Annotated in this window: 21 protein-coding genes and 1 other RNA gene; 9 read left to right on the top strand and 13 right to left on the bottom strand. The window is 64.2% G+C overall.

All coding sequences use genetic code 11. The features are described from left to right. Positions 1-47: 47 nt before the first annotated feature. Genes V1286_RS04900 through rsmH form a run of 3 tightly spaced genes read right to left on the bottom strand, consistent with a single transcriptional unit; the run spans position 48 to position 3,186 of the window. The gene (locus V1286_RS04900) at positions 48-1,799 is read right to left on the bottom strand and encodes a peptidoglycan D,D-transpeptidase FtsI family protein (RefSeq protein ID WP_334477938.1); all 1,752 of its coding nucleotides are present in this window, start codon (positions 1,797-1,799) and stop codon (positions 48-50) included. Continuing rightward, complete coding sequence (gene ftsL, locus V1286_RS04895) at positions 1,796-2,188, bottom strand: cell division protein FtsL (protein WP_334477936.1); 393 nt, start codon at positions 2,186-2,188, stop codon at positions 1,796-1,798. Before ftsL ends, V1286_RS04900 begins: the two co-directional genes overlap by 4 nt. 2 nt (positions 2,189-2,190) lie before the next feature. Next, positions 2,191-3,186, bottom strand: coding sequence for a 16S rRNA (cytosine(1402)-N(4))-methyltransferase RsmH (gene rsmH, locus V1286_RS04890; protein WP_334477934.1), 996 nt, complete (start codon positions 3,184-3,186; stop codon positions 2,191-2,193). 646 nt (positions 3,187-3,832) lie between these two features. Here rsmH and V1286_RS04885 point away from each other — a divergent pair. After that, positions 3,833-4,621, top strand: coding sequence for an N-acetylmuramoyl-L-alanine amidase (locus V1286_RS04885; RefSeq protein WP_108515726.1), 789 nt, complete (start codon positions 3,833-3,835; stop codon positions 4,619-4,621). Between the two features lie 161 nt (positions 4,622-4,782). On the opposite strand, the gene V1286_RS04880 is transcribed toward V1286_RS04885, so the two are convergent. Beyond that, a complete protein-coding gene (locus tag V1286_RS04880) occupies positions 4,783-6,027 on the bottom strand; it encodes an RNA polymerase sigma factor (RefSeq protein WP_334477932.1) in 1,245 nt (414 codons plus the stop codon). 6 nt (positions 6,028-6,033) lie between these two features. Next, positions 6,034-6,384, bottom strand: a complete 351-nt coding sequence (locus V1286_RS04875) for a YciI family protein (RefSeq protein WP_334477931.1) — start codon at positions 6,382-6,384, stop codon at positions 6,034-6,036. A 350-nt stretch (positions 6,385-6,734) separates the two neighbouring features. On the opposite strand from V1286_RS04875, the gene rnpB reads away from it, so the two are divergent. Continuing rightward, an RNA gene (rnpB, locus tag V1286_RS04870) (RNase P RNA component class A) lies at positions 6,735-7,161 on the top strand. A gap of 57 nt (positions 7,162-7,218) precedes the next feature. On the opposite strand, the gene V1286_RS04865 is transcribed toward rnpB, so the two are convergent. The 3 genes from V1286_RS04865 to V1286_RS04855 all read right to left on the bottom strand — a co-directional run bounded on the left by V1286_RS04865 (position 7,219) and on the right by V1286_RS04855 (position 9,973). Further along, on the bottom strand, positions 7,219-7,947 hold the full coding sequence (locus V1286_RS04865) for an alpha/beta hydrolase (RefSeq protein WP_334477930.1): 729 nt from the start codon (positions 7,945-7,947) through the stop codon (positions 7,219-7,221). Positions 7,948-8,064: 117 nt separating this feature from the next. Beyond that, complete coding sequence (locus V1286_RS04860) at positions 8,065-9,030, bottom strand: helix-turn-helix transcriptional regulator (protein WP_334477929.1); 966 nt, start codon at positions 9,028-9,030, stop codon at positions 8,065-8,067. Between the two features lie 226 nt (positions 9,031-9,256). After that, complete coding sequence (locus tag V1286_RS04855) at positions 9,257-9,973, bottom strand: alpha/beta fold hydrolase (RefSeq protein ID WP_334477927.1); 717 nt, start codon at positions 9,971-9,973, stop codon at positions 9,257-9,259. Between the two features lie 179 nt (positions 9,974-10,152). Here V1286_RS04855 and V1286_RS04850 point away from each other — a divergent pair, with 179 nt between their 5' ends. Together V1286_RS04850 and V1286_RS04845 are read left to right on the top strand one after the other, a co-directional pair. Next, entirely contained in the window at positions 10,153-10,896 is a 744-nt protein-coding gene (locus tag V1286_RS04850; RefSeq protein WP_334477926.1) for a sulfite exporter TauE/SafE family protein, read from the top strand. A 72-nt stretch (positions 10,897-10,968) separates the two neighbouring features. Next, positions 10,969-11,901, top strand: coding sequence for a DMT family transporter (locus V1286_RS04845; protein WP_334477925.1), 933 nt, complete (start codon positions 10,969-10,971; stop codon positions 11,899-11,901). A gap of 70 nt (positions 11,902-11,971) precedes the next feature. Here V1286_RS04845 and V1286_RS04840 read toward each other — a convergent pair whose 3' ends face one another. The 4 genes from V1286_RS04840 to V1286_RS04825 form a co-directional block, all read right to left on the bottom strand. Beyond that, on the bottom strand, positions 11,972-12,190 hold the full coding sequence (locus V1286_RS04840) for a hypothetical protein (protein ID WP_334477924.1): 219 nt from the start codon (positions 12,188-12,190) through the stop codon (positions 11,972-11,974). 20 nt (positions 12,191-12,210) lie between these two features. After that, on the bottom strand, positions 12,211-14,013 hold the full coding sequence (locus V1286_RS04835) for an ABC transporter ATP-binding protein (protein WP_334477923.1): 1,803 nt from the start codon (positions 14,011-14,013) through the stop codon (positions 12,211-12,213). 330 nt (positions 14,014-14,343) lie between these two features. Further along, positions 14,344-15,933, bottom strand: a complete 1,590-nt coding sequence (locus V1286_RS04830) for a DHA2 family efflux MFS transporter permease subunit (protein WP_334477922.1) — start codon at positions 15,931-15,933, stop codon at positions 14,344-14,346. A gap of 50 nt (positions 15,934-15,983) precedes the next feature. Then, the gene (locus tag V1286_RS04825; protein ID WP_334477921.1) at positions 15,984-17,267 is read right to left on the bottom strand and encodes an HlyD family secretion protein; all 1,284 of its coding nucleotides are present in this window, start codon (positions 17,265-17,267) and stop codon (positions 15,984-15,986) included. A 186-nt stretch (positions 17,268-17,453) separates the two neighbouring features. Here V1286_RS04825 and V1286_RS04820 point away from each other — a divergent pair, with 186 nt between their 5' ends. Continuing rightward, positions 17,454-18,095, top strand: a complete 642-nt coding sequence (locus V1286_RS04820) for a TetR/AcrR family transcriptional regulator (protein ID WP_334477920.1) — start codon at positions 17,454-17,456, stop codon at positions 18,093-18,095. A gap of 28 nt (positions 18,096-18,123) precedes the next feature. Here the strand turns inward: V1286_RS04820 and V1286_RS04815 are convergent, their stop codons facing one another. Continuing rightward, the gene (locus V1286_RS04815; RefSeq protein ID WP_334477919.1) at positions 18,124-20,376 is read right to left on the bottom strand and encodes a TonB-dependent siderophore receptor; all 2,253 of its coding nucleotides are present in this window, start codon (positions 20,374-20,376) and stop codon (positions 18,124-18,126) included. A 526-nt stretch (positions 20,377-20,902) separates the two neighbouring features. Between V1286_RS04815 and V1286_RS04810 the strand changes: the two genes are divergently transcribed. The 4 genes from V1286_RS04810 (at position 20,903) to V1286_RS04795 (ending at position 25,620) form a co-directional block, all read left to right on the top strand. Beyond that, complete coding sequence (locus V1286_RS04810; RefSeq protein WP_334477917.1) at positions 20,903-21,253, top strand: KTSC domain-containing protein; 351 nt, start codon at positions 20,903-20,905, stop codon at positions 21,251-21,253. A gap of 82 nt (positions 21,254-21,335) precedes the next feature. Next, positions 21,336-21,995, top strand: coding sequence for a TetR/AcrR family transcriptional regulator (locus tag V1286_RS04805; RefSeq protein WP_334477916.1), 660 nt, complete (start codon positions 21,336-21,338; stop codon positions 21,993-21,995). Next, positions 21,992-24,682, top strand: coding sequence for a molybdopterin-dependent oxidoreductase (locus V1286_RS04800; protein WP_334477914.1), 2,691 nt, complete (start codon positions 21,992-21,994; stop codon positions 24,680-24,682). The genes V1286_RS04805 and V1286_RS04800 overlap by 4 nt, the downstream gene beginning before the upstream one ends. Beyond that, entirely contained in the window at positions 24,679-25,620 is a 942-nt protein-coding gene (locus tag V1286_RS04795) for an FAD binding domain-containing protein (RefSeq protein ID WP_334477913.1), read from the top strand. Before V1286_RS04800 ends, V1286_RS04795 begins: the two co-directional genes overlap by 4 nt. Positions 25,621-25,684: the final 64 nt, after the last annotated feature.

The raw sequence follows: 25,684 nt of genomic DNA, 5'->3' as shown, positions 1-25,684 counted from the left end.
TTCCAGTCCGGCCGGCGCAGTGAGGCGCGCGTGCGTGATATTACGCCTTACTGGGTTGTCCTCGATGCCGCAAGAATAAGGCGGTCGGACGGCGGCAGATCGAAGCGCGGCTCGATGCCCAGAAGCGGCCCGATGCGGGCGATCACCTTGCCGCCGGTCGGCACCGCGTTCCAGCCCGAGGTGATGAAGCCGTGGGTTTCCGGCAGCGCCTTCGGCTCGTCCAGCATGACCAGCAGCTGGTACTGCGGATTGTCGGCCGGAATGATCGCGGTGAAGGAGTTCAGCACCTGTTTCTTGGAATAGCGGCCGTTGACCACCTTTTCCGAGGTGCCGGTCTTGCCGCCGATATAGTAACCCTTCACGTCGGCCTTCTTGGCGGTTCCGATCTCGGCGTTCAGCCGCATCAGATAGCGCATCTTGTCGGAGGTTTCGGTTCGGAGCACCTTCCTGGCCATGGCCCTGGCCTCCTCTTCCGACCGCTTGAGGAAGGTCGGGGGAATCAGGAGGCCGCCATTGATGCAGGCATTGATGCCCATCACCGCCTGCAGCGGCGCCACCGCGATGCCGTGACCGAAGGAAGCCGTGATGGTGTTGAGTTCGGTCCAGCGCTTCGGCACGATCGGCGAGGCGCTTTCAGGCAGTTCGGTGCGCAACCGGTCCATCTGGCCGAGCTTCTTCAGGAACGCCTTGTGCGCCTCGACGCCTTGCGCCAGCGCGATCTTGGCCGCGCCGACGTTCGAGGAAAACGTAAACACTTCCGACAGCGTGATCGAGCGGCCTACGGGGTGGGTGTCGTGAATGGTGAACTTGCCGAACTTCAGCACCCCGCGCCCGTCATAGAGCGTGTTGAGGTTGGCCTTGCCGGAATCCAGCGCCATCGCCAGCGTCAGCGCCTTGAAGGTCGAGCCCATTTCGAACACGCCCGTGGTCAGGCGGTTGATGCGCTCGGGGTCGTGCGCCTCTTTCGGATTGTTGGGATCGAAATCCGGCAGCGACACCAGCGCCACGATCTCGCCGGTCCGGACGTTGGAGACGAGGCCGGACGCCGCCTTGGCCTTGTATTTTTCCTTCGCCTTCAACAGCTCGTCGCGCAGCGCATGTTCGACGCGCAGGTCGATCGACAGCTCCACCGGGCGCTGCAGGCGGTCGGTGGCAAAGCCGGCGCGGTGCAGATCGGCCAGACCGTTATTGTCGAGCCACTTCTCCATCCCGGCGATGCCCGCGTTGTCGATGTTGACGAGCCCGATCAGATGCGCGACCGCGGCACCGGTCGGATAGACCCGCTTGTTCTCGCGCAGGAAGCCGATGCCGGGAATGCCGAGCTTGTGAATGTCGTGCTGCTGCTTCGGCGTGATCTCGCGCTTCAGCCACACAAAACCCTTGCGCGACGACAGGCGTGTGCGCGCCTCTATTGTGTCGAGGTCCGGCAGCGCCGCGGTCAGAAGTTCGATCGCCTCGTCCTTGTCGATGATGCGCCTGGGCTCACCGAACAGGCTCGGCGCCTTGACGTCGGTGGCGAGCACCTCGCCATTGCGGTCGACGATATCGGGCCGCGCGGTCGCAATCGCGTCCTGCGAGCCGGCGCGGCGCGCGCCGTGGCTGTCGGCGCCGACCGCGAACATCACCAGACGTCCGGCCAGCACCGCATAGATCGCCGCGAACAGCAGGATGGCCAATCCTACCCGGGCCCGCGCCTTGACGGCGCGATCGACATTGCGCCCGTAGAGCAGGCTGCGGATCAGCCGCTGCCGCCACGGCTCCGCGGGCCGCTTGATGTTGGTGAGCGCCCGGCCGGTCATTGCCGATCTCCCGGCGCGGGCACCGACCCGGTTGTGGGCGGCGCATCAGCGCTGGCCTCGATGGTATTGATCATCGCGCCGATCGGATCGGGCGCACCGGGCCTTGCAAAGGCCGGCGGCCGTTCCGGCAAATTCTTCAACTGATCATATTGCGTGGCGTTGAGCGGCTTCAGGCCGAGATGGCGCTCGGCGAGCCCTTGCAGCCGCAGCGGCGCATCGAGCTTGGCCCATTCCGCGCGCAGCGCCGCGATGGCGTCGCGCTGCTCGCGGATCTCTGCGTTGAGCCGCAGCACGCGCTCGACGCGCGCGGTCGATTCCATCTTGATCCGGTAGACGTAGGCGGCCGCGAACACCAGCACGCCGATGACGAGGAAGTGGATGATCCGCATGGTCAGCCTCCCCTCATCACATCAGTAAGAACGGGCCAGGCTGGCAGGCGGTCTGCCGCATGAGCGGGCGCTGTGGTGCGCTCGGCAGCGCGCAATTTTGCGGAGCGCGCGCGTGGATTGGCAGACACTTCGGCTTCGCCGGGCGTAATGGGACGCTTGGTCAGAATCTGAAAGCTCGGCGCGGCCTGCGCCAGTTCGGGCAAATGCCGCGATCCGCCGCCGGTCTTGCCGCGCGCGTTGAAAAAATCCTTGACGATGCGGTCTTCCAGCGAATGAAACGACACGACCACCAGCCGCCCGCCGGGCTTGAGCACGCGCTCGGCTGCCACGAGCGCCAGATGCAGTTCGTCGAGTTCCGCGTTGACGAAAATTCTCAAGCCCTGGAACGTGCGCGTCGCCGGATGAATCTCGTTCGGCTTGCTGCGCACCACCTTGCCGACGATATCGGCCAGCGCTTGCGTGGTCGTGATCGGCGCTTCCTTCCGCGCCGCCACGATGGCGCGCGCGACGGCGCGGGAATGGCGCTCTTCGCCGAAGATATAGATGATGTTGGCGAGATCGGCCTCGGAGGCCTTCGCAACGACATCCGCCGCTGTCGGCCCGTCATGGCCCATCCGCATGTCGAGCGGGCCGCCGAGCCGGAACGAGAAGCCACGCTCGGCCTGGTCGAGTTGCATCGAGGAAACGCCGACGTCCATCATGACGCCGTCCACTTCGGCTATGCCTTGCGCCGTGCAGATGTCCGCAAGGTTGGAGAATCGGTCCTCGACCAGGGTCAGCCGGCCGGCCGATTGGTCGACCAGATCGAATCCGCCGGTAACTGCCGACCGGTCGCGGTCGATGCCGATGACCCGGGTTCCCGCGACAGCGAGGATCGCGCGGCTGTAGCCGCCGGCGCCGAAGGTCGCGTCGACATAGATGCCGCCGTCACGCGGAGCGAGCATTTCGACCGCCTCGTGGCCGAGAACGGAGATATGGCGTGGCGCAGCCGGGCTCATGCGCCGTCCTCCAGCGTATTCCAGCCTGCAAAATGGAAGATGGACGCGAACGGGCCCATTGCGCCTCAAATCTTTGCGCTTCGCCGGGCTTTTCCGGCCAAAAAGCCGCGAACAGGCACGATTGCCGCATCGAGCCCGGCCTCGCTTCCCCTCATTTCCGGACGGAATTTGCTGGGTTGCCATGGCATTTCGAGCGCGAAAGAGGGCCTCGGCCGTCCCCAACCCGGTTCGGCTCTTCACCACTTAGTAACGGCACTTAGCGTTAAGAAAGCGTTGATGATCGGCTGCGAGTTTTGTGCGCTTCTATAGCGTTTTCGAGCGAAGTGGGTACCGGTTCGCGTGAAGAAAACGCGTCAAAACAAGAATCTAGAGCTTCGGTTCTGATTCAATCAGAACCGAAGCTCTATACACTTGAATATCGGTGATGCGCGCTGCACACACTCGCTCAAAATGCGAGATGGTACCCGGCCATCGCATTGCGCGGGCGCAAGGTAAAGGAATAGTAAATGGCATTGTCGCTTAAGACATCATGTTGCCATTCCCTTGCCCGGTTTGAGTTTAAAAAATGGCTTCTGGTTCGTTCGCATCTGCTGGTATTGATTCGAAGCGTCAACGCGCCCTTCCCGTGCCCAGGGCCAACGCCGACATGAAGACCTTTACCCCGGATTCCTCGATCGCATCCGACGTCATTCCGTCCCCGAACCATGGCGACCGCAACAAGGGCCGCCTCGCCGACATGATCCTGCTGCACTATACCGGCATGCCGGATGTGGAGGGCGCGATCGCCCAGCTCTGCACCCCCGGCACCGACGTGTCGGCCCATTACATCGTGCTGGAGGACGGCCGCATCGTGCAATGCGTGCCGGAAGCCAAGCGCGCCTGGCACGCCGGGGTATCCTCCTGGGCCGGCGAGGAAGACATCAATTCCTGCTCGATCGGGATCGAGATCATCAATCGCGGTCACGACTGGGGCTATCCGGATTTCCCGCTGCGCCAGATCGCCGCCGTGATCGCGCTGTGCCGCGGCATCATGCTCCGCCGCAAGATACAATCGCATCGCGTGCTCGCGCATTCCGATGTCGCCCCGGCGCGCAAAAGAGATCCCGGCGAAAAGTTTCCGTGGCATTCGCTGGCCAATTCCGGCGTCGGCCATTGGGTGCAGCCGGCGCCGATCGTGCGCAGCGAAACGCTCAAGCTCGGCAGCATCAGCGACGACGTCGCCGGGCTACAGGCGGCGCTTGCCAAATACGGCTACAAGATCCCGACCCACGGCAAGTTTGACGGCCCGACCATGGAAGTGGTCACCGCATTTCAGCGCCACTTCCGTCCCGAGCGCGTCGACGGGATCGCCGATCACTCGACCATCAGCACGCTGCACGCGCTGCTGTCGAGCCTGCCGCCGGAAGCGATGACGACGGTGGTCGCGGCGAGGTAGCCTGCCCCGTCATTGCCTGCGACAAACGCGAAGCGTTTGCGCAAGGGAGCGAAGTGACGAAACAAATCCATCTCTCCGCACGTGAGGAGAGATGGATTGCTTCGCGGAGCCTGTCATCGGGCGCGCATTCGCGCGACCCGTTGGCTCGCAATGACGGAGAACTAATTGTGGTCCATCTCCGCAATCCGCCGCGCATAAAACCGCCGCAACGGTTCAAGCTGCGTCGCTGCGGTCGCCGCCTGATACGCCTCACGCGCCGCGTCGCGCCGGTCGAGACGCCGCAACAGATCGGCGCGTACCGCCGGCAGCAGCTCATAACCCTTCAGCCCGCCGCGCACCTCCAGCGCATCGATCAGGTCGAGCGCCCGCGCCGGCCCGTCGACCATCGACACTGCGGCGGCGTGGTTGAGTTCGATCACCGGCGACGGGCTGATCCGCAGCAGCACTTCATAGAGGCCGGCGATCTGCCGCCAGTCAGTGTCCTCATAGTTGGCCGCACGCGCATGCAGCGCGGCGATGGCCGCCTGCACCGCATAGGATTGCGGCCGCCCCGGCATCCGCAGCGCCTCTTCGACGAGTTGCAAACCCTCCGATATCTGCCCGCGATCCCACAGCATCCGGTCCTGCTCTTCGAGCAGCACGATGTCGCCGCCCGCGGTCTCGCGGCCGGCGCGGCGCGAATCGTGCAGCAGCATCAGGGCGAGCAACCCCTTGATCTCGCCGCGTCCCGGCATCAGCGCGTCGAGCAGCCGCGCCAGCCGGATGGCTTCGCGCGCCAGATCAGGCCGCATCAGATCTTCGCCTGATGTCGCCGCATAGCCTTCGGTGAACACGAGATAGATCACGGCGAGCACGCCGCGCAGCCGCGGCTCCAGCGCGTCGCGCTCCGGCACCTCATAGGGAATGCCGGCGAGACGGATTTTCTGCTTGGCCCGCAACAGGCGCTGCGCCATCGCGTCTTCGCCTGCGAGGAACGCGCGCGCGACCTGCGCAGTCGTGAGGCCACAGACGGTACGCAGCGTGAGCGCGACCTGAACCTCGGCGGCAAAGGACGGATGACAGCAGGTGAAGATCAGCCGCAGCATGTCGTCGTCGAGCGCGTTGTCCGCGTCCTCGCATGGCGCGGACGCGTTGAGCAGCAGCTCATATGTCAGTTGCTGCTGTTTGCTGCGAAACGAAACATGGCGGCGAACGCGGTCAACCGCCTTGTTGCGGCCGACATTGACCAGCCAGGCGCGGGGGTTGGACGGCAGTTCGCCGGCGTTGGGCCACCGCGCCAGCGCCACCGCAAACGCATCCTGCAACGCATCTTCCGCCAGATCGAAATCGCCGACGAGGCGGATCAGCGTGGCCAGCGCCCGCCCCGCCTCGTCGCGAAAGACTTTTTCAATTTCGACGGGCGTCATGCACCGTCAATCATAAACCATGACCGGCCGCACCTCGATCGAACCGATCGTGGCCTCGGGAATCCGCGCGGCGATCGCCAGCGCGGTGTCGAGATCCTTGGCCTCGATCAGATAATAGCCGCCAAGCTGTTCGCGGGTCTCCGCGAACGGACCGTCCGTCGTCAGGGTCTTGCCGTCGCGGACGCGCACGGTGGTTGCCGTCGTGGTCGGCTGCAAGCCGTCACCGGCCTTGAAATGGCCGCTCTGGATGATGGACTGGGTAAACGCGCCGTATTCCGCCGTCTTCGCCTTGCGCGCCGCGGCGTCCATTTTGCCAAACTCGGCCTCGCTCCGATAGATCATCAACAGATACTGCATTTCGAAAACTCCTCTTGATCGGCTGGATCGCCGACACCCAGTCGAACGGGCCTTCCGCAAAACGACATCGTCCCGGAAATTTATTTTGGCGGTGGCCGGGCGGTCGCGCCGGGAGCGACGACTTCGCAATTCACGTGATGCGCCCGTTCCGATCAGTCGCGATGATCGCGTCGGAGGCGCTGTGCAGCAATGCTTCACCAAGACCTGCAGGAATTTTCATCGCGCCTCACCGCTGCTCATCCGCAGCATCAAATGCCGCCGTGCCGCTTCTGTCAAAATTGCGCATTTGGAACCCGATTAACCATCGCTTTCCCTTGACGCGGCGCACCGAAATCCCCATGCGTAAGGCGTCAGTCGGCCGGACGGCCGCTCCCGCTATGGTCGAAAGGCTGCGGGGGAGGAAAGTCCGGGCTCCATCGACATACGGTGCCGGATAACGTCCGGCGGGGGCAACCCCAGGGAAAGTGCCACAGAGAATGAACCGCTTTCCCCCACCCGAAAGGGAGGGGGCGAGCAAGGGTGAAAAGGTGCGGTAAGAGCGCACCGCGTATCCGGCAACGGAAACGGCATGGCAAACCACACCGGGAGCAAAACCGAATAGGGACGGCAACGCGGACAGTTCGCTTTCGGGCGATAACTCCGCAGGGCGATGTCAGGCTCGCCGTCCGGGTAGGTTGCTCGAGGCCATGTGCAAACATGGTCCCAGAGGAATGGCCGTCACGTACCATTCGCAAGAATGGTGCCCTACAGAACCCGGCTTACAGGCTGGCTGATGCTTTGAGAATGAGGGGTTCGGCGTAACGCGCCGGACCCCTCGCCATTCGCGCAACAAACTCAGTCGCGCCCGGCCTCTCCGATCGCCCGCGCCAGCCGCGCCGGATTGCTGAAGAACATCTCGTGGCTGCCGTCGCACTCGACCAGCCGGAATAGCCCGAGCCGTTCCGACAACCGCGGATGCCATGGCATGCCGTGCGGCAGCGCGATGTCCTGCCGGCAATTGACGTAGGATTTGCCGATCGGCAGTTCCGCCAACGCTTGCTTCAGCGTGATCTTGTCCGTGAATGTCTTGTACGGATGCAAATTGAGTTTGGCGAAGGCGGATTTTGCCAGTTCGAGGTCGGCGTCGTTGATGAAGGCATCGCGCCAGATTTCGAACGGCAGCATGACGGCGCCCTTGTTGGCGGCGGCCACCGCGTCGAACAGGCCGACATAATGCGGTGGCACCATGTCGTTGAGGCACTGCCCGTCCAGCGGCACGAAGGCGTTGACATAGACGAGGCGTTTGATCCTGTCCGTCAGGCGGTCGGCGACGCCCGAAATCACCATGCCTCCATAGGAATGGCCGACCAGACGGATGTCGCGCAGATTGTTCGCTTCGATGTAAGTGACAACCGACGAGATCGCCTGCTCGAGCCCGATCGTCTCGCGATCGTCATCCTTGTTGTTGCCGGCCAGCGTCGGGCAATGCACGGCGTGGCCGCTCTTGCGAAGATGCCCGGCTACCGCTTCCATTTCGGCGCCGGTGTGCCACGCGCCGTGAACCAGTACGTAAGTATTTGCCATTCCCGTCTCCCCTCGATTTCGGAAAATCGAACCTTGATAGAGACGGCATCTCGGCCCCGATGGCCGGATCCGGCCACCGTCATCGGCGATTTACGCCAAGGGGATTACAACAAGGCTTTAGCGCTGCCGCCGGAACGCTCCAGGCGTCATGCCGAGATACCTGCGGCATTGGCGGATGAAATGGGATGGGTCGGACAGGCCGACGCGCAGCCCGATGCCGCCAACGCTGATGCGATCGAACCGCGGCTCGCTCAGCATCCTGCGCGCCGCCGCCATCCGGCAATCGTTGAGCAGCCCGCTGAACGTCAGGCCCGCTTTGTTGAGGCAGCGGTGCAAGGTCCGCTCCGAGACACACAACTCCTCCGCGACCGCCACCGCCGTCAGTCCCGGCTCGGCGTAGCGCAGCCTGATGGCACAGCCGATCTGGTCCAGAAGTCTTGCGGCGTCGCGCTGCTCGGCGGGCGTGGCCGGAATCTCGCTGTCGAACCCAAGCGCCAGCAGTGCGCCGAGCTGGTCGGTCAGCACCCGCGCCGGCAGCGGCCGGTCCGTGGCGAGCTGGGGAGTTAGCTGGCAGGCAAATGCGCTGAGCGCCGCGCCCCAGCCGGCGCGTCCGTCGATGCGCTGCCCGATGCGCCGTTCGGGATCGGTGATCCACGATTCGACCCAGGCGATCGGCAGCTCCAGCGACAGCGTATCCGCGGTCACCGCAAAGTTGAATTCATAGCAGCGCCGGGAATCCAGCAGCACCAGATCCATCGGCCGCATCCGCGACGCGTGACCGTTCTGCATGACGGTCCAGTCGTTGTCGGTCTTGCACAGCAGGTAATAGTAGTTGGCCGCGCTGCGCGCGACACTGGCTTTGCGGCGGTAGACATGCTGCGCCGATCCCTGCACGCGGTTGATGCCGATGGTGTCGAGTTGCCCGCGCTGAACGGAGCAGTCGAAGCCCGATCGAATCTGCGTCGTGATATCCATTTCGAGAAAGCACTCGCAGACGGCGCCGATCCAATAGTCGAGGCGCCGTTCCGGCTCGACCGAGCCAGTCGACCACGTCTCGATGCCTGCCGTCGTTCTGGCCGCCATGGCCCTGCCCTCCGCGATCGACGTCGACCACCACCAGCTTGTTGGGCGGATGGCGGAGAGTCAATCGGCATGCGGGCGGCGGTGACACCTCGTAGCCCGGATGGAGCGCAGCGCAATCCGGGATCTGAGCGCGCGGCCAGCTCAATGGCCATACTTGACACGGCATCCGTAACTGGCACCGGTCCCGGATTTCGCTGCGCTCCATCCGGGCTACAGAGCGACGCAACTACGCAGCGATCTCTTGCAACAGCGCCATCAACGCTTCCGGCGCGGTGACGTTCGGCGAATGGCTGGCGTCGATCTCGTAATAGCTCCAGGCGGGGTCGTTCTTCGTCATCCTGGCGAACGGTCCGAACGTGTCAGCCGGCGCGATACGCGTGGCGTAGATGTAGCTACGTGGCAAGGTCAGCGGCCCGCCCTGCAGCTTAAGCCTGGTCTCGAAACATTTGATCGGCATGTTGACGCGACGCGCCGTCAGCCATTCGACGTCCGCAGGCGAAGTATCCGGCGGCGTCGGATTCGGCGGCACCCGCCAGCCGTCGCCACTCTTCAACAGTTCCTGTATCCGCGGCCGGTCCGCCTCGTACAAATCGAGCAGCGACTGTCCATCGTTGGGCACAAAGGCATCGACGTAGATCAACTGCTTGACCTTGTCGCGCGCACGGTCTGCAACTCCGGTAGCAACCATGCCGCCATAGCTGTGGCCGACCAGTACGATGTCACGCAGGTCCTCGTACCTGATGACGTTCAGCACGTCCTCGATATGCGAATCCAGGTCGATCGAAGGGTTGGCCAGATGCGCACGCTCGCCGAGACCCGTATAGGTAGGCGTCAGCAGACGATGCCCGGCCGCCTGCATCAGCGGGTGCATCTTCTTCCAGGCCCAGCCTGCGGACCAGGCACCGTGACAGACGAGAAAGGTTTTCGAAGGAGCTGTACTCATCGGGCCGTTTCCATGATGATGTTGTTGAAGGCTTGGATTGCGATAGTACCTGTCTGTTCCATCGTGTAAACGTCGCCGCAAATTTCAATATCGTCATTCCGGGATGGTCCGAAGGACAGACCCGGAATCTCGAAATTCCGGGTTCGCTTCGCGCCCCGGAATGACGGGGGGAAAGAAGATTGGACGTCGCTACCTACGCGATCCTGCTTGCCGGCGCGCTCGCCGGTGGTTTCGTCTCCGGCCTTGCTGGTTTCGGCACGGCGCTGATGGCGCTGGGGATCTGGCTTTACATCCTGCCGCCCGCGATTGCCGTGCCGCTGGTGCTGATCTGTTCGGTCAGCTCGCAGATCTCGACATTGCCGTCGATGTGGAAGCTCCTCGACTTCAAGCTGGCTCTGCCGTTTGTGGCCGGCGGACTCCTCGGCATGCCGATCGGGGCGCTGCTGGTCGCGCGCGCCGACCCGCAGACTTTCAAGCTCAGCGTCGGCGTGATGCTGCTGGTGTTTCCGGCCGCGCTCTATTTCATCCGCAAGCCGATGGCCTTTCGTTTCGGCGGCCGCATCGCGGATGCCGGCGTCGGATTCGCCGGCGGCATTCTCGGCGGCCTTGCCGGGCTGTCGGGCCCGCTTCCGACGCTGTGGGCCAGCATACGCGGCTGGACCAAGGATCAGCGCCGCGGCGTTTTCCAGATATTCAATGGCACCATTCTCGGCGCCGCGCTGATCCTGCAAGCCGCCACCGGTTTCGTGAAGCTGAACGTCTTCTGGCTGGCGTTGCTGGCGATGCCCGGCACGCTGATCGGCGCCCGCCTCGGCATGCGCACCTATCGAGCCCTCAACGACCGAAACTTCTACGACGTCGTGCTGGCTCTCCTGTTCCTGTCCGGACTGGGATTGGTGTGGAGCAGCATTGCTCCGAGATAGCGGCGCATGGCCGCCATGTGCACCGAGTAGATTGCTGTACGCTGACCGGCAAAGCCGCTAACCAGTCGCGTCATGAGCCCTCCTTCGTCACGCGAGCGTCTCGGTCTGCTGCTGGGCTTCGTCGGCATGGCGATCTTCGGCGGCACGCTGCCGGCGACGCGGATTGCGGTTACGGAAATTGATCCGATTGCACTGACCTCGCTGCGCACCGTGATCGCCGGGCTATGCTCGCTCGTGCTTCTGCTGGTGTTGCGCCGCAAGCTGCCGCCGCGCGCGCTTTGGCCGCAACTGGTGGTCACCATGCTTTGCGTCGCCATCCTGTTTCCGCTGCTGATGTCGCTCGGGATGCAGCGGGTCGACGCGTCGCATGGCGGCGTGGTGCTGGGCGTGCTTCCGATCGCCACCGCGCTCGTTGCGGTTGCCATCACCCATGAGCGGCCGAGGCCGCTGTTCTGGCTCGCGTCCGTCGCCGGCGCCGCGCTGGTGATCACGTTTGCCTTGCGTCAAGGCGGCGGGGCGCTCGCGGCAGGCGACCTGTTTCTGTTCGCATCCGTCACTGTGGCCGCGATCGGCTATGCATTCTCGGGCCGGCTCACCTTGCAGATGCCGGGCTGGGAGGTGATCAGCTGGGTGCTGGTGATCGCGCTGCCGCTCTCGATCCCTGCGACCGTGCTGACCATGCCTGCCGACATCGCCCACATCGCCGTGAGGCCATGGCTGGGGCTGCTCTATGTCGCGCTGTTCTCGCAATGGATCGGGTTCTTCGCATGGAACGCCGGCCTCGCAATGGGCGGCATCGCGCGGGTGTCGCAGATCCAATTGCTGCAACCCTTCGTCACCTTTGCGCTCGCGGCGTTCTTCAACGACGAGACCATCACGCTGCAAATCCTGCTGTTCGCCACAGCCGTCGTGGTGACGGTCGCGATCTCGACGCGGACGCGCGCTAGGGCGGCGCCTGCGCCGCCGCAACGCGATCGCGAGCCGCCTCAGTTGGCAGCATCCTGATCGATCAGCTTCGGATGTCCGGCAACCAGTTCGGCTTGCAGCTTTCCGAGCGGATAGCGCGCCGAACTCGCTATTCTTCGTCATCTCGCATGAGTGCATCCAGCACTTCAGGTTTCAATTGCTTCAGGGCTTTCTCCACCTCCCGACTATAACGGCGATCGTTCGGCTCTACGCCGCGTTGAGCTTTTCGTCCGTACTGCCGCAGAAACACGCTCACGGTCGCCGCCTTTAAGGCACGCCTTTGATCAGCGTTGAGAGCTCGTCGTGTGTGCTTGCCCGCGTCGATCATGCAATCCATCGTTGCACACCTCACTCCGCCGCCGAGACGCGGCCGAACTCCGTGGCCTGCAGTTCGAACAGCCCGCGGTAGACACCGCCGGGACGCGTCGTCAGTGTGGCATGGTTACCCTGCTCGACGATTTCACCGCGGTCGAACACCAGGATCCGATCGAGGCTGCGTACTGTCGACAGCCGGTGCGCGATCACGATCGAGGTGCGCCCTTTCATCAGCCGCTCCATCGCCTGCTGGATCAGGCCTTCCGATTCCGAATCGAGGCTCGAGGTCGCCTCGTCCAGGATCAAGACCGGCGCGTCCGCCAGGAACGCACGCGCCAGCGCGACGCGCTGCCGCTCGCCGCCGGACAGCTTGACGCCGCGTTCGCCGACCAGCGTGCCATAACCTTTGGGCAGCCGCAGGATGAAGTCGTGCGCGTTGGCAAGCCGCGCCGCCTGCTCGATCGCCGACATGCTGGCGCCCGGCCGGCCATAGGCGATGTTCTCGGCCAGCGTGCGGTGAAACAGGATCGGCTCCTGCTGCACGATCGCGATCTGGCTGCGCAGCGAATGCTGCGTCGCCTGCGCGATGTCCTGACCGTCGATCAGGATTTTTCCGCCACTGACGTCGTACAGCCGCTGCACCAGCTTGACGAAGGTCGTCTTGCCGGAGCCGGAACGGCCGACCAGGCCGACCCGCTCGCCGGCGCGGATCTCCACCGACAGGCCGTCATACAGCGGCGCGCGATGGCCGCCATAATGGAACGTCACGTCGTCGAACACGATGCGGCCGCCCTGGATGTCGATCGGTTTTGCGTCCGGCGCATCCGCAATGCCGATCGGCTCGGCGTGGATCGCGACCAGTTCCTCCATGTCGTTGACCGAACGCTGCAGATTGTTGATGTGCATGCCGACATCGCGCAGGTAGGCGTGGATGATGTAGTAGCTGGTCAGCACATAGGTGACGTCGCCCGGCGTGGCGCGGCCCGCGATCCACAGCAGGACCGCGCCGCCGATCACGGATGCGCGGAAGCACAACAACACCGCGAGCTGCGCCGTCGAGGTGTAGTTGTAACGGTACCACGTCCGCCGCACGCGCGTGCGCCACCGGCCGATGACGCCGGCCAGCCGCGCATCTTCGCGCGCTTCCGCGCCAAAGGATTTCACCACTGCGTTGCAGGTCAGGGCATCCGCCAGCGTGCCGCCGACCTTGGTGTCCCATGCATTGGAGACGCGCGCGGCCGGCGCAATGAAGTTCACCGAGAACGCCATCGTCATCGAGACATAGATCACCGTGCCGACGGCGATCACCGCGCCCAGCACCGGCCAGTGCAGCCCGAGCAGGATCATCGAGCCCACCAGCACCAATAGCGACGGCAACAGCGCCATCAGAATGGTGTCGTTGAGCAGGTCGAGCGCCCACATGCCGCGCGTAACCTTGCGCACGGTCGAGCCGGCAAATGAGTTGGCGTGCCAGTCGGTCGAGAAACGCTGCACGCGCGCGAACGCGTCCCGCGACACGTCGGACATGGTCTTCAGCGTGAACGGCACGATCGCCTGCAGGCCGGTCAGCCGCAGCACCATCGACATCAGGCCGAGCGCCACGATCCCGCCGAAGGCTGCGAACGCGGCATGCCGCGCCGCCGCGTCCGAGGCGCCCAGGGTCAGCGCATCGACCAGGCGGCCGGAGAAGATCGGCATGAACAGGTCGGCCGCCGTCGCGCCAAGCAGGCCGCCGGCAACGACTGCGGCGCGGCCGGGCTGCTGCAGCCAGTGGCGGAACACGAACGGGATCACCACGCGTATTGCCGCGGGACGTTTGTCTTTAAGAGCGGTCATGGCGTCATCCGGCTGCGCTTGGCGCACACGCCGGCTCCATCTGAATTGACGCGCGAGCCGACCTCGGGCCGAACGCGAACGTCGTTGAAAAATATCGTTAAGTCGTTGGGAAGCTTGATGATCGGGACGTCAGGCCCGATCAGGGCTGGCAGTGATCGCGGTCAGCAAAGCGACCGAAAATCCAGCACGGGCATCGGACGCGAGGGTACGATCTGCGAATACATCGAAATCATGCAAATCTCCCCGGTTCGAGCGACAATGCGCTGCTTATAAATGCATCGCGGGTGATTTGCAACATGACAACCGCGTGATGGGCATCATCAAGCGCGGCTAATGCGCATCGCCCCCGGCCACCATTGCCGAAGGCTTTTTCAGAACCAGGACAAGCAGGCTCAGGCCGAAATAGAACACCGCCAGCATGAAGAAGGCGTCGCCATAGCCCATCACCACGGCCTGGCGGTGCACGATCTGCGACAATTGCTTCATCGCCATCAGCGCGGCATCGCCCATGCCCTGCAGGCGTTGCGTGAACATGTTGAGCGTTTCGACCGCGGTGGCGTTGCCCCAATTGACGCGGTCGTGCAGACGCGAGATGTGCAGGTCGGTGCGCTCGTTCAGCACCTGGTTGATGAGCGCGAGACCGACCGCTCCGCCGAGATTGCGCGTCAGGTTGAACAGGCCCGAGGCGTTCTTCACCCGCTCCGGCGCCAGCGTTCCGAGCGCGATGGTGTTGGTCGGCACCATTGCGAACATCATGCCGACGCCGCGCAGGATCTGCGGGATCAGCAATTCGAAGAAATCATATTCTTTCGTGATCCAGGTCATCTGGTAGGAGCCGAGCGCGAACGTGCAGAGACCGAAGGCAATGAGGTAGCGCATGTCGACCTTGGTCATCAGCCTGCCAACGATCGGCGCGGCGAGGAACATGGTAATGCCCGAGACGAACATGGTCTCGCCGATCATCAACGCGCTGTAGCCTCGCACTTCGGCCAGATAGCGCGGATACATATAGGTCAGGCCGTACAGCCCGATGCCGACACAGAACGAGATCAGGCAACCGACGCCGAAATTCCGGTCGGTAAACGTCCTGATGTCGACGATCGGCTCCCGTGCGCTGAGCACACGCCAGAAGAAGGCGATCGCCGAGACCACACAGATCGCCGCGCAGATAGCCACGGAGGTGTCTTCCAGCCATTGAGATTGCGGCCCCTCTTCCAGCACATATTCGAGGGTGCCGAGAAAGCCCGCCATGAACAGAAGCCCCCACCAGTCGAAAAGCTCGAGCAGCGCGAAATTCGGGCGGTCGAAGTCGACCAGCGCGAGGACGCCGATCGTGATGCCGATGCCGGGCACGATGTTGATGAAGAACAGCCAATGCCAGGACATCATGCCGGTGATGTAACCGCCGACCGTCGGCCCGATGGTCGGCGCCAGCGTCGCGACCAGGCCGATGATCGGGCCGACAATGTGGAACTTCGAGCGCGGAAACACCGTATAGGCGGACGCGAACACGGTGGGGATCATACCCGCGCCCAAAAATCCCTGGATCGCGCGCCACAGGATCATCTGCTCGATGGTCGAGGCAAAGCCGCAGAAGAAGCTCGCGACGGTGAAACCGGAAGCGGAAATCGCAAACAGCAGACGGGTGCCGAAGGCGCGCGACAGGAAACCGGACAGCGGGATCGCGATCACCTCAGCGATCAGGTAGGAGGTCTGCACCCACGATACTTCGCTGGAGCTGGCCGAAAGGCCTGCCTGGATCTCCGACAGCGATGCCGAGACGACCTGGATGTCCAGGATCGACATGAACATCCCGAACACCATGATCAGAAACGCAAACAGCCGCCGCGGCGGGATGCGCTCGGCGGCGTTGGTCGCGGCGTTCATCGCGGACGGCGATGCGGCGGTGGCGTCGGCCATGATCAGCTCGGAACAGGCGCCGGGCTTGCGCCCGGGGCACTAGGGGAAAACTACTGCGGTTGAACCGCCCCGGGCGCATCGAGGTCGGCCTCGCTGTCGGCGTCGGCCGCACCCTCACGGGTGTCGACGGTGATATAGACCGACATGCCGGCGCGCAGCAGGTTCTGCTTCGCGACTTCCTTCGGCACGCGAATGCGTACCGGCAGCCGCTGCACGATCTTGGTGAAATTGCCGGTCGCGTTATCAGGCGGCAGCAGCGTGAATACCGATCCTGCCGCCGGTGAAATGCTGTCGACGATTCCGGCGAACTTGCGATGGCCGTAAGCGTCGACCGAGATCTTCACGGGCTGGCCGGGACGGATGCGCTTGAGCTGGGTTTCCTTGTAATTGGCGTCGATGAAGACGTCGTTCAGCGGCACCACGTTGGCGAGCCGCTGCCCGGCCTGTATGAAATCGCCGGCATTGACGAGGCGGTTGGAGAAGGTGCCGTCGACGGGCGCGCGCACCGAGGTGAAGGCGAGGTCGCGCTCCGCCTTGGCAAGCTGGGTCTGCAACTCCGCGAGCTGCGCGCGGGCCTCGGCCTGCTGCGCTTTCGTCACCTCGACATTGTCGCGCGCGGCATCATAGGCGGCCTGCGCCGACTTCACCGCGGCAACGCTCTGGTCGCGGCCGGCCTCGGAAACCTCGAAGGCGGCGCGCGAGGCAAAACCCTTGGTGCTCAGCGTCTGCTGGCGATCGAAGTCGAGACCGGCGCGCTTCAGCGCCGCGTCCGCGGAAGCGAGCTGCGCCTTGGCCTGCTCCGCGGCGCTTTCGAGCGCCGTGACCTGACGGCCGATGCGGTCGATGGTGGCTTGCTGGGTCGCGATCTTGCTCCGCGCGGCATCCACTGCGATGCGATAGTCGCCGTCATCGATCCTGAAAATCACGTCGCCGGCGCGAACGATCGAATTGTCGCGGGGCAGGATTGCCGCGACATGGCCCGATACCCGGGCACCAAGCGTGGTGTTGTTGGCGCGAACGTAAGCATCGTCCGTCGAGACATAGAAGCGCCCGACCAGGACGAAGTGGACGCCGTAACCGATCGCGGCCAGCGCGAGCAGTCCGAGCGCACCGATCATGATGAACTTGCGCTTGCCCGGTTTCGCCGCCGCTGCTTCGGCGACGCCGGCCGGCCGCTCGGTGCCGGGCGCCTCCGCGGTGCGACGTCTGGTTTCCTCAACGTGAGTCCGCAACTGCTCCGCAAGCTGCGCGGCGGACTCGGGCGCAGCTTCATCCTGCGCCTTTTCCGATTCGGCGCGAACGATGCGTGCGGCCTGGTCTCTCGCTGCGGCCATGACCACCCTCCCCATACAATGTCGCGGCGCCAGCCAGCCTGAACCTCGCTGCACGGGCGCCGCGAGACAAAATGTAGCATTGACCGAACGGTTCGGTCAACATATCAATCCAGAGCATAGACCATAAAGCGAAAACGGATGCAGGCCTGTATCCCGGGTTGAATTCTTTCCTGAGAAGATAAACCAATGGTTGCATCCACATCAAACACCATTCATCCCTTTGGCGAGGAAGACAGTTCGAAGCGCCGCCAGATTTTGGACGGCGCGCGAAAGGTGTTCATGGATCTGGGCTTTGATGGCGCCAGCATGAACGAGATCGCGCGCGCCGCCGGCGTCTCCAAGGGTACGCTCTACGTTTACTTCGCCGACAAGAGCCGGCTTTTCGAAGCCATCGTCGAGGACGAAGCGCTCGAAAGGGGCAAGATCGCCTACAATCTCGATCCCAAACGCGATGTCGAAACCACGCTGCGGGAGTTCGGCCAGACCTACATCGGTTCGATATGCCGGCCAGGCGGCGGATCGTCGATCCGCACGGTGATGGCGATCGCCGAGCGGATGCCGGAGGTCGGACGCCGGTTCTACGAGAACGTGCTGGCTCAGACGATCAACCGTCTCGCCGATTATCTGCAGGCCCGTGTCGGGCCGGACGATCTTGCCATCGACGATTGCGGATTGGCCGCTGCGCAGTTCCTGCAGATGTGCCAGGCGACGCTGTTCCTGCCGTTCGTGTTTCAGGCAGAGCCGGCGCCGTCGGCGGAGCGCATCGCGCGCGTGGTTGACAGCGCGACGCGGCTGTTTCTGCAGACGTACCGGGCGAAGCCGGCGTAAGACCGGCCTCCCCTATTCCGGACCCCGGCTAGAACCTGTACGTCGCGCTCCCGAGCACGGTGCGGCCGAGACCGAAGAAGCAGTCGCCGCGCGCGAGGCAGGTGGTGACATGACGCTTGTCGGCAAGGTTGCTGGCGTTGACCTGAAACCGCCACGGGCCGGTCTCGTAGCGGATCATCGCGTCGAACAACGTGTAATCAGGTGTGCGGATGGTATCGGTACCGTCCCATGACTCGCCGATATAGCGCACGCCGCCGCCGATCGTGACGCCCTGCAGGCCGAACGCCGTGAGGCGGTACTTCGCCCATAGCGAGGCCTGATGTTCGGGGACGGTTTCGACACGCTTGCCGGCATTGTCGCCGCTTTCCACCGTGGCGTTGAGATAGGAATAGGCGCCGATCAGATCGAGATCCGGCGTCACGCGGCTGATCAGTTCGAGCTCGGCGCCGCGAATGCGTACCTGCCCGGTCTGGACTGAGAGCAAAGCGCTGGGGCTGCTCGCCAGCCGGTTCTTCTCTGTCGTGTCGAAGATCGCACCGTTGATCGCCGTGCCGGGCATTGGATTGTACTTGAAGCCCAGTTCCACCATTTCGCCCTGCTGTGCCTTGCAGGTGCCGCCGACGCAGATGCCGGAGCCGAAGATCGGCGTGAAGGATTGCGCATAGGTGACATAGGGCGTCAGGCCGAACGGCAATTCGTACATCAGTCCGGCGCGGCCGGTGGTCGCCCTGGTGTCCTCCGCCGGAGCTCCCTGCACGTTGTTGCTGACAAAATCCTGGCGCAGGCCGACGACCGCCAGCCACGGCCCGAGCCGCATCTGGTCCTGCGCGTAGAGCCCAAGCTGGCTTTGCCGCAGGTCCGGCTCGGGCGACAGCAGCGGCGCGACGATGCCATTGTAGACGGGGGCATAGAGATCGAATGGCCTGGGATCGAGGATCTCGCCGGAGGACGACGCGCGTTCGCCAAGGGCGCGATAGTCGACGCCGAACAGCGCCTTGTGCGTGATCGCGCCGGTGGCAAACTTCAACTCGGCGTTGGAGTCCGAGGTGAAGCTGTCCTTGGTGGTTTGCCGGCTTGAGAACCAGCGCGCCACGGTGCGGTGCTGGGGATGATCGAGAAACGGATCGGCCGGGTTTGAACTCCAGTCCGGATACATGGTCCGGTAGATGCCCTCGACATGGGCGTAGCGCATGTTCTGCCGGATCTTCAGGCCATCGCCAAAGCTGTGCTCGAACAGGCTGGAGACCGCGCCGGTTTCGGTCTGGTATTTGTCGAAGCCCGGCTCGCTGACGAATCTCCGCACCGGAACAAGGCCGTTGGGGCCGGGAAACAGTGTGCCCTCATGCGGCAGGAATGCCGTCGACGAGCCGGTCGTATCCTTCTGATAGGTGCCGAGCACGGTCCAGTTGGTGTTGTTGGTCGGCCGCCAGGTCAGCGACGGCGCTAGCACAATGCGGTCGTCCGGAACGTAATCGGTTTGTGTGTTACTGTCGCGGAACACGCCGATGAAACGATACAGCCACTCGCCGTCCTTGGTCAGCTTGCCGGTCGAGTCGAGCTGCACCTGCTTGCGGTTGAAGCTGCCATACTGCACGCCGATCTCGTTGAATGCTTCCGCCTGCGGACGCTTCGAGACCAGGTTCAAGAGGCCTGCCGTCGAGGTGTCGCCATACAGCACCGATGCCGGACCGCGCAGCACCTCGATGCGCTCCAGCGTGAAAGGATCGGGCCGCCATTCGTTGAACTGCCACGTGTTCACCACGCGGGTGCCGTCGAGATAGATGTTCGGATCCTGGCCGCGAATGCGCGGATAGTCGCCGCGCGAATCCGGACCATAGGCGTCGGCGAACACACCCGGCACGTAACGCAGCGATTCCTGCACGGTGAGCGCGCCCTGATCGGTGACGCGGTCGGCGGTGACCACCGTGATCGATTGTGGGGTTTCGCGCAGCGGCGTGTCGGTCTTGGTGCCGGTGCCGCTCTGGTTGGCGAGATAACCGCGCACCGGGCCGGTCGCCGTTTCAGCGCGCGCACCCGCGGTCGCCGCGGCATCAGGCGCCGTCTGCGCGCGCTGAGCAGCGCGACGGCTGGCGGCCGACGCAGATTGCCGACTGGGTGCGGGGCGCGACCGCGCAGCCGGCGGACGTGAGGGCTGGTCGACGACAACTGCCGGTAATTCCCGCGCGGACGATTGCGCTTGCGCCGGCGTCACGTCGATCATCGCGGCGAGCATCGGCAGCGCGGCGCCGAGCCATCCCGCGGTCTTCAAACTTGCATTCATTTCCAGTCCTCATCGCTTCGCGCGGGACCAGTAACAAGCGCGACCACTGCGATGAAGTGCGTGAAGGATACAACGATATGTAATCGGCGTGTAATCACGCGTTTAGAATTAGTATTTGTCCAAGCAGACGACTTGCAGCCGCCGGACGAAATTTAGAATTAGTATTGGTCTAATCAAATGACGTCATGCGAGAACACGGCGAGCCTTGCAATCGTCGACGTCCGTCATGCACGGCTATTCGCACGCAACCCTTCCACGTCACGGCGAGCGAAGCGCCGGATCGGATGATTGAAGATGCGGGCGCTATTTGAGCGCAATGCGAAGCCCGTTGCCAAGGCTTCGCTAACCCGCCAATGCTGCCCGAGGCCCGGATCAATCAAAACTGTCCGCAACCGGCAGGCCGCAAGGTCGTCTGGAAAAAGGGCGACGTGATCGGCGTCAAGTTCGTGTAGCCTGACGGGCGCAGGCGCTTGCTGCCTCCTCGCTGAAGGCGCAGATTGCCTGCGCCCTTGCCGGTGCAAACGCCATGACCCGTCTTGCTTTCATCCTCGCTTTGCTCTTCACCGCGCCCTGGGAAGAAGCCGAGATTGTTGACGTGAAAGATCGGGGAGCGGTCGATCTCAAGCCGTTCAACTGTCAGGACGTCACCCGGAGCAGCGTCATCAGCCGGGTCTGCTACGATGCCAAAAGCCGTCGCATGCTCGTGCAGCGCCACGCGGCCTACCACCAATATTGCGATCTGCCGAAGGACACGCTCGATGCGTTTCTGAACGCGCCCTCGATGGGCCAGTTCTTCAACGCCAACATCAAGGCGGCCGGCCGTGACGGGAACGGGCCGTATGACTGCCGCACAGATAAAGTGCTGTCTGATCAGTGACATCGGGCCTCCCGTCGCGGCATCGGCTCCTGTTCGCGATCTCGTTATTTGACACTTCTTCTGTTTTTGTCAAAATCGTCAAATGAGTCCGCGCACCCGCATTCTCGATGCCGCAATGCTGGTGTTCCGCCGGCAGGGTTTCCGGCGCTCGTCGATCGAGCAGGCGGCAGAGGCCGCGGGCCTGACGCGGCAGGCGCTCTACCATCATTTCGAGTCCAAGGAAGCGCTGTTCCGCGCCGTCATCGAACGGCTGCATGAGGAGGCCCTTGCCGCCGAGATTGCCGCGGCCAGCGCCGCCGAGAACGAGGGCGGCAGCCTCGCCGACATCCTCGTCGCTTCGGTCAGCGCCAAGCTCGGGCAACTGGCCGCCTCGCTCGATGGCTCGCCCCATGTCGAGGAACTGTTCTCCGAACATTTGCTGCAGGCCCGCGACCTCTACCAGAAATACACCACCGCCTATACCGAGCAGCTCGCGGAAACGATCACGCGCGTCTGCCGCAAACAGGACCTCACGCTCAATGCCACGACGCCGCGTGATTTTGCACGGCACATCGAGATGGCGATTAACGGCACCAAATCCGCTTATCCGGCGCTGCAGCCGGCCGGCGCTTTCCTGAGGGATCTGGAGATCATGCTGCGGACGCTGGTGGCTGGCGCGGTGAGCCCGGCGCCGCGGAAGCCCGCGGCGAAGCCGAAGCCGGCAAGGAAATCCACTCCTCGCAAATCTGGAGATCGCAGATGAGCACGATGACGATCAACGGCAAGCTTGCTCCCCTCCCCGACGATCCCGATGCGCTGCTGGTCGACGTCGTGCGCGACGCGCTCGACCTTACCGGCACCAAGCTGGTCTGCGGGGCCGGCGTCTGCGGCGCCTGCACCGTGCTGGTCGATGGCGAGCCCGCCGTGAGCTGCCTGATGCCGGCGGGATCGGCTGCGAACAAGTCGATCACAACTGTCGAGGGCATCGGCGCCAAGGCATTGCACCCGGTGCAGAAGGCCTTCATGGCGCACGATGCCCTGCAATGCGGCTTCTGCACGCCGGGCTTCATCGTCGAGGCCGCGGCGTTTCACGATTCCTGGAGGGCGGCAAAGGGGACAGCCGTGCCGTCGCGCGAGGAAATCGGCGCGGCGCTGTCGGGCCATCTCTGCCGCTGCGGCGCCTATGACGGCATCTTCCGCGCCGTGGCGGATGCCTGTGCCGGCCGCTTCGACGGCAACGATATCCTGCCACCGCGCATGGAAGCGCGCGACAAGGTGACGGGATCGGCGAAGTATACCGTCGACATCCATCATGACGGCCAGCTCGAAGGCGTGATCCTGCGTTCGCCGTTCGCGCATGCGCGCATCAGCGAACTCGACCTGGCGCCGGCGCGCGCGATGCCGGGGGTGAGCGCTGTGATCTCGCTGCTCCGCGACGATCGCATCGTCCGCTATGTCGGCGAACCGATCGCCGCCGTCGCAGCAAAGAACCGCAAGACCGCGCTGGCCGCGATCGCCGCCATCAAACTCGGCAGCGAACGCCTGCCGTCGGCGATCGGGCTCGACGAAGCCCGCAAGGCCGATGCGCCGGTCGTATTCGAAAAATCCGCGCGCAAGATGGCCGGCAACGTCTCCGAAGGCGGCGGCGCGCCGGCCTCCTGGAAAGGCAACATCCGCGGACCGTCGGCAGCTTTTTCCAAAAAGCCGAAGAAGGTGCGGAGCTGGGTCGAGGGCGCACGCGCGGCGAATAATCCGCTGCTGGTGGAGGCTATCTTCCGCACCGGCACGCAACAGCATGCCTGCCTCGAGCCGCATGCGGCGGTGGCGCGTTTCGACGGCGACCGGCTGACCGTGCATGTTTCGACGCAGGCGGTGTTTCATGTGATGGAGCTGATCGCCAAGCGCTACAAGCTCGGCCACGACAAGGTACGCGTGATTGCCGATCATGTCGGCGGCGGTTTTGGTTCGAAGGCAGCACTCGGCGTGGAAACGACCACCGCGATCGAACTGGCGCGCGAAGCGAAGGCGCCGGTCAGAATAGCCTACGACCGGCACGAGGAACTTTCGGTGACCGGCTATCGGCCGGCGACGGAAATGAAGATCGCACTACTGCCTTCCGAGCAAGGCGAATTGAAAGCGCTGTCGCTAACCGCCTATGCCGACACCGGCGCCGCGACCAATTCGACCATCGCCGCACTGGCGCGCCTGATCTATCCGGCGGAAGCAAAAGAGCTCGCCGATTTCGACGTCATCAGCAATTTGCCGGCCGGCGCTCCGTTCCGCGGACCCGGCGGGCCGCCGATGGCGTTTGCGCTGGAACAGGCGATCGACGAAGCGGCGCTGCGCATGAAGGTCGATCCGATCGCGCTGCGCAAGCGCTGGGATCCCGATCCCAACCGGCAGCGGCTGTACGATTGGGCCTTCGGCCTGGAGGTGTGGCGCAACCGGAAACCGATCGCCGCGCAGAGCGGCCGTTATCGCCGCGGCGTCGGCGTCGCCACCGGCTACTGGCTTTATCTGTGGCAGCCCGGCTCGAAGGTCGAGGTGGCGGTGAAGGCCGGACGCCTCGTCGCCAGCACCGCGACGCAGGATATCGGCACCGGCACCCGCACCGTGATCGCCAATACGGTCGCGCGCGAATTCGGGCTGGAGCCGCATGAGATCGAGGTCAGGATCGGCGATTCAAAACTGCCGGAAGGTCCGGGCTCGGGCGGCAGCCGCGTCACCGCTTCGGTGATCCCGCCGATGCTGCTGGCGATCGAGCAGTTGAAAGCCGCGATCCAGCAAAACGCCAAGCGGCAGCCGGTCCCCGGCTCCAACGCGCCGTGGCGTGAAATGCTCGCGGCCTCACCCGATCTCAGCGTTTCCAGCGTACGGCCGGAAGACTCCAAGCCGATGGCGCCGGGCGTCCAGTCGCCGCTCAAGCAGGCCGGCTTCATGGGGATGATCTTCGGCTGGATGATGCGGCGCTTCTCCAACCTTGCGATCGGCGCCGGCGTGCCGAGTTCGGTACAGGTGATCGAGGTCGAAGTCGATACCTGGCTCGGTCATGTACGCGTCGTCAACGTCCATACCGGCATTGCGGTGGGCAAAATCGCGGCGCCCGCGCTGGCGCACAGCCAGGCGGCGGGCGCCGTCATCCAGGGCATCGGCTACGCGCTCTATGAAGCACGCGAAGTCGATTCCCGCACCGGCGATGTGCTCAGCGGCGGCATGGAGGATTATCGCATTCCCGGCATCGCGGACACGCCAATGATCGACGTGCATTTCGACCAGAGCGGCTTCGACCACGTGCTCGGCGGCAGCGTCGGCATCGGCGAAGTCGCAACCGTACCGACCTCGCCCGCGGTCGCCAACGCGATTTACAATGCGACCGGCGTTCGGCTGACCGAACTGCCGATCCGTCCCGACCGTCTCGTCGCCGCGCTCAAAGGGAGGGCCGCCGCATGACACCATCAGCCATGACCGCCACGCAAGCAGGCGAATTCCGCGCCGCCGGCACCGACCTCTCCGAGCGGCGGCGCAGCGGCGTCTCGACTGGACCGCTGATCGACATATCAGCCACGCCCGACACGATCGGGATGCATTGGGACACTGAGGGGAGTTTGCGCATCGGCGCCTTCACCACCATTGCCGCCATCGCTGCGGACGCGCGCCTCGCCGCGGCGTATCCGGGCATTGCCACGTCCGCGCAAGGTCTGGCGACGCCGCAGATCCGCCACCTCGCCACCCTCGGCGGCAATCTCGCGCAGCGTTCGCGCTGCTGGTATTTTCGAAATCCGCACATCGCCTGCCTGAAGAAAGGCGGGTCCGACTGTCCGGCCCGGTCCGGCAATCATCTCTATCATGTCGCCTTCGACCTCGGTCCCTGCGTGGCGCCGCATCCCTCGACGATGGCGGCGGCGCTGCTGGCCTATGAGGCGAAAGTGACGACCGACTGCAGGAGCTCGCTGACGATCGGCGACCTCCTCGGCGACGGCTCCAACGGCAGCGCCGACAACGCGCTACAGCCGGGCGAGATGATCAAGAGCATCGAGCTTCCCGTTCCGCTGCAAGGCGAGCACGCGCTGTACAAGCGCGCGATCAGCCGCACCCATGCGGAATGGCCGCTGGTCGAGATCTGCGCCCGCGCCGTGATCAAGGACGGCGCGTTCCAGTTCGTCCGCCTCGCCGCCGGCGGCATCGCATCGGTGCCGCTGCGGCTCGTCGCAGCGGAAGCGGCATTGCAGGGGAAGCCGGCCAATGTAGCAGCGATTGCCGTTGCCGCAGAACGCGCGACATCAGGTGCAAAGCCGTTGCCGATGACGGGATATAAACTCGATCTGCTGAAGGGGCTCGTGCAGGACTTGCTGGAGCGGCTGGCGGGTAACCAGGCCACGGACTCATAAGCGCGAACCTAAGCTCCCCGCAGGACCATAAGGGAGTGGATGCATCGATCGCCGGGAGGCGCCG

It is taken from the genome of Bradyrhizobium algeriense, assembly GCF_036924595.1.
Classification (GTDB): Bacteria; Pseudomonadota; Alphaproteobacteria; order Rhizobiales; family Xanthobacteraceae; genus Bradyrhizobium; species Bradyrhizobium algeriense.
This window is presented reverse-complemented; position numbering and strand designations above follow the sequence as displayed.